Annotated in this window: 3 protein-coding genes and 1 tRNA gene; 3 read left to right on the top strand and 1 reads right to left on the bottom strand. The window is 44.6% G+C overall.

The features are described 5' to 3' along the window. Nucleotides 1-136: 136 nt before the first annotated feature. Complete coding sequence (gene xseA / locus ABYB02_RS14455) at nucleotides 137-1,468, bottom strand: exodeoxyribonuclease VII large subunit (RefSeq protein WP_372763115.1); 1,332 nt, start codon at nucleotides 1,466-1,468, stop codon at nucleotides 137-139. 136 nt (nucleotides 1,469-1,604) lie between these two features. On the opposite strand from xseA, the gene guaB reads away from it, so the two are divergent. The 3 genes from guaB (at nucleotide 1,605) to ABYB02_RS14470 (ending at nucleotide 5,001) form a co-directional block, all read left to right on the top strand. Further along, nucleotides 1,605-3,074, top strand: a complete 1,470-nt coding sequence (gene guaB, locus ABYB02_RS14460) for an IMP dehydrogenase (protein WP_372763116.1) — start codon at nucleotides 1,605-1,607, stop codon at nucleotides 3,072-3,074. A gap of 108 nt (nucleotides 3,075-3,182) precedes the next feature. After that, complete coding sequence (gene guaA, locus ABYB02_RS14465) at nucleotides 3,183-4,760, top strand: glutamine-hydrolyzing GMP synthase (RefSeq protein WP_372763117.1); 1,578 nt, start codon at nucleotides 3,183-3,185, stop codon at nucleotides 4,758-4,760. A gap of 164 nt (nucleotides 4,761-4,924) precedes the next feature. Further along, nucleotides 4,925-5,001, top strand: a tRNA-Trp gene (locus tag ABYB02_RS14470). The last annotated feature ends 16 nt before the right edge of the window (nucleotides 5,002-5,017 follow it).

Consider the following 5,017-nt stretch of genomic DNA (forward strand, 5'->3'; position numbering starts at 1 on the left):
CATGGCGTGAGCTGAATGATAAGTTAGCGTTAATGCCGTGGTGGCAGCAATTTAAGCTCACTGCCTCAAGCGCCACCGAAACTCATATAGAGTTTATTGTAAGTACAAAAGAATAGCCACTAAAGCGCTTGCGCGCTTACACAACCTCGGAGCGTAACGTACCATCAGCCAACTCTGTTATCAGCACATCACCTAGGGTTACATCAGCAACAGATTTAATCACTTTATGCTGTTCATTTTTGGTAATGCTATAGCCCCGTGCTAACACATTCAGCGGGCTTACCGAGTCAAGCCGACTTACTTGTAGCGCTAACTGATTATTCGCCAGCTGTAATTGCTGCTGCATAGCTTGTTTTAACCGCGTTTGTAATTGCGCCAGTTGATGGCTCGCCTGAGCGAGTTTTTTATCGGGTGATTGGCGCATTAAGCGCGGCGTTAAATTGGCTAGCGTGCGCTCGTGTTGATGCAAACGGTTACGTATGGCTTGTTGTAGTGCAATATTGAGTTCATCTAAGCGCTGTGCTTGTTGATTTAACTGGTTGCGCGGATGGCACAAGTTGAGCCGATGCTGTAATTGTGTAGCGTGAGCACGCTGCTCGCTAATGTTGTGTTTAAACGCATTAGCAAGACGGTTAACGAGCTGGGTTACTCTGTTATGTAATTCTTGAGTATTTGGACTAACAAGCTCAGCGGCTGCAGAAGGGGTGGCAGCCCGTACGTCGGCAACGTAATCGCTAATGGTGGTATCTATTTCGTGTCCTACTGCGCTCACAATAGGCAGCTGACTGTTAAAAATAGCCCGTGCCAGTTGTTCATGGTTAAAACACCATAGATCTTCTAAAGAGCCACCGCCACGCCCTAAAATGAGTACGTCGACCTCGTTGCGTAAATTAGCCAACGCTATTTGCTTAATTAGCTGCGTATGCGCATCTTTGCCTTGTACCATGGCGGGATAAATAATAACTTCTAACTGCGGTGCACGGCGTTGTAGTACGGTTAAAATATCTTTAATCGCCGCACCCGTTGCCGAGGTGATCACCCCGATGCGATTAATATTTTGCGGCAAGGGTTGTTTGTGCACTGAACTAAATAGCCCTTCGGCAGCTAAGCGCATTTTTAACGCATCAAATTCTTGCTTGAGCTGTCCTTCGCCAGCGGGTTCCATATGTTCAACAATCAGCTGGTAATCGCCGCGGGGTTCGTAAAGTGATACGCGCGCTCTTACTGTGACTTGCGCACCATTAATTGGGCGGTAGCTTTGCTGACGATTATTACCGCGCCACATGGCCGCTTTAATTTGTGCTTTATCGTCTTTTAACGAAAAATACCAATGCCCCGATGCTGGCGTAATAAAGTTAGAAATTTCGCCTGTTAAGATTAAAGACGCAAAACCTTGCTCAAGCAGGGCACGTATTTCTCTATTTAGGCGCGACACGGTATAAACCGTTTGCAAAGGTTGTGAAAACATAAAAAACCATCAAAAAACATTCCTAGCACTACTTTATCATAAATATTTACGAAATCTTATTTACTAGTGTCTATAACGCTGTTAAAATTTGGCCGCAATTCCTTATCTTAGATCCACCATGTGAGAAGTTGCCAAAATGCTTAGAATCGCTAAAGAAGCTCTTACCTTTGATGACGTACTTTTAGTACCTGGTCATTCTACTGTTTCGCCACACACGGCAAATATTTCAACTCGCTTAACGCGTGGAATCAAACTTAACTTGCCGCTAGTTTCAGCATCTATGGATACTGTTACCGAAGCTCGTTTAGCTATTGCCCTAGCGCAAGAAGGCGGTCTTGGTTTTATTCATAAAAACATGACCATTGCAGAACAAGCGAAAAACGTTCGTAAAGTTAAAACTTATGAAGCGGGCATTGTTACTTATCCAGTAACGGTAACAGCCGATTTAACTCTTGCAGATGCGCTTGAATTGTCAAAAGAAAAAGGTTTTTCGGGCTTTCCGGTAACCGATAGCGAGAACAATTTGGTTGGCATTGTAACAGGGCGCGATATGCGCTTTGAAACTAAGCTAGAACAGCCTGTTTCTACCGTTATGACGAAAAAAGACAAGCTGGTTACTGTTAAAGAAGGTGCCCCTCGCGAAGAAATTTTAGGCTTAATGCACGAAAACCGCATTGAAAAAATTCTTGTGGTTGATGATGCATTTAAACTTAAAGGCATGATCACCGTAAAAGATTACCAAAAAGCCCAAGATAAACCCAACGCGTGTAAAGATGACCAAGGTCGTTTACGTGTAGGTGCAGCGGTTGGCGTAGGTGCCGGCACCGATGAGCGTATTGCAGCCTTAGTAGAGGCGGGTGTAGATGTATTATTGATTGATACCTCACACGGGCATTCTCAAGGTGTTATTGACCGTGTTGCACAAACACGTCAAGCATACCCAGAGCTACAAATTGTTGCCGGTAATGTGGCTACTGCAGAAGGCGCGATAGCCCTTGCAGATGCCGGTGTTGATGCGGTGAAAGTAGGTATCGGCCCGGGTTCAATTTGTACCACGCGTATCGTTACTGGCTGTGGTGTACCACAAATCACTGCTATTTCAGATGCAGTTGAAGGCTTAAAAGGCCGTGATATTCCGGTTATTGCCGATGGCGGTATTCGCTTTTCCGGCGATATTGTTAAAGCATTAGTGGCGGGTGCCTCGTGTGTTATGGTGGGTTCAATGCTTGCCGGTACCGAAGAAGCCCCAGGCGAAGTTGAGCTTTATCAAGGTCGTTATTACAAATCATACCGTGGTATGGGCTCGTTAGGTGCGATGGACCAAAAAGAAGGGTCATCAGACCGTTACTTCCAAAAATCAAACGAAGCCGACAAATTAGTGCCAGAAGGCATTGAAGGCCGCGTAGCATACAAAGGCCCGATTGCGACGATTATACATCAGCAAGTGGGTGGCCTGCGTAGTGCAATGGGATTAACCGGTTGTGCCACTATTGACGAGTTAAACACTAAACCTCAGTTTGTACGTGTTACCTCAGCAGGTATGGGTGAATCACACGTGCACGATGTGCAAATTACCAAAGAAGCACCAAACTACCGTTTAGGCTGATCAGCCGTCATTACTTGAAATATATGGGCTGGTTTTACTGGCCCTTTTTAAATAGCTACTTAATTTATTCAGTAGCATTATTTAGCATCTGACTTTACGAGATACTCCATGAGCAAAGATATTCACGATTCACGAATTCTCATTTTAGACTTTGGTTCACAATACACCCAATTAATCGCCCGTCGTGTGCGCGAAATTGGTGTTTACTGTGAACTGTGGGCATGGGATGTGACCGAAGAACAAATTCGCGAGTTTAATCCACAAGGTATTATCCTTTCTGGTGGCCCTGAATCTACTACGCTAGAGAACAGCCCGCGTGCTCCTGAGTATGTATTTAATGCCGGTGTGCCGGTACTGGGTATTTGCTACGGCATGCAAACAATGGCGGCTCAGCTAGGTGGTAGTGTACATAGCTCTGACAAAAAAGAGTTTGGCTACGCACAAGTTGAAAAAGTGGGTAACTGTGCACTATTTGATGCCATTGAAGATCATATTACCGATGGTGGCAACGGCGTACTGGATGTATGGATGAGCCATGGCGATAAAGTAATGGATATTCCTGCCAGCTTTAAAACCACCGCTAAAACATCTACCTGTCCACATGCTGCAATGTCAAACGAAGAACAGCGTTTTTATGGCGTGCAGTTCCACCCAGAAGTAACCCACACGCATCAAGGTCAGCGTTTACTTGAACGCTTTGTGATTGATATTTGTGGCTGTGAAAAGTTATGGACTGCGGCAAAAATTATTGATGATGCTATTGTACGCATTAAAGAAACCGTGGGCGACGACGAAGTCATTTTAGGTCTTTCGGGTGGCGTAGATTCATCGGTGGTAGCGATGCTTATTCACCGTGCTATTGGCGAAAAGTTAACGTGTGTATTTGTTGATAACGGCTTACTGCGTTTAAACGAAGGCCAACAAGTTATGGACATGTTCGGCAACAAATTTGGCTTAAATATTGTTAAAGTGGATGCCGAAGATCAATTCTTAGCCGATTTAGCGGGTAAGTCAGACCCAGAAGATAAACGTAAAGCCATCGGCCACACGTTTATTAATGTATTTGATGAGCAAGCGAAGTTGCTGAAGAATGCTAAATGGTTAGCCCAAGGAACTATTTACCCAGACGTAATCGAGTCTGCAGCTTCTGCAACCGGTAAAGCGCATGTGATTAAATCGCACCACAATGTGGGTGGCTTACCGGCTGAAATGAAAATGGGCTTAGTAGAGCCATTACGTGAGTTATTTAAAGATGAAGTACGTAAAATTGGTTTAGAGCTTGGTTTACCATACGATATGTTGTATCGCCATCCGTTCCCTGGACCGGGTTTAGGTGTGCGTGTACTGGGCGAAATCAAAAAAGAATACTGTGATTTACTGCGCCGTGCCGATGCGATTTTCATTGAAGAGCTACACAAAGCTGAGCTTTATCATAAAGTGAGCCAAGCGTTTACGGTATTTTTACCGGTTAAATCGGTAGGCGTTATGGGCGATGCGCGTAAATACGACTGGGTGGTATCACTGCGTTGTGTAGAAACCATCGACTTTATGACCGCACGCTGGTCACATTTACCGTATGAATTCCTAGGTGTGGTTTCAAACCGCATTATTAACGAAATCGACGGTATCTCACGCGTTGTATACGATATTTCAGGTAAGCCACCTGCCACTATCGAATGGGAATAACTAACTCGGCTTTCATTAGCCTGCAGTAAGTTATTCTAAGTAACTAAAAAACGGCGAATTAGCATGCTAATTCGCCGTTTTGTTTATTTTAAAAGCAGTTAAACCAAAAGAAGCATTTTTTTCTTTACCTTTGGCAAAAGTTCTCTATAATTCGTCGTCATTGCAGGGGCGTAGTTCCAATTGGTAGAACAGCGGTCTCCAAAACCGACGGTTGGGAGTTCGAATCTCTCCGCCCCTGCCATTTCTTCTTTACATCG

It is taken from the genome of Pseudoalteromonas sp. (assembly GCF_041613455.1).
Lineage (GTDB): Bacteria > Pseudomonadota > Gammaproteobacteria > Enterobacterales > Alteromonadaceae > Pseudoalteromonas.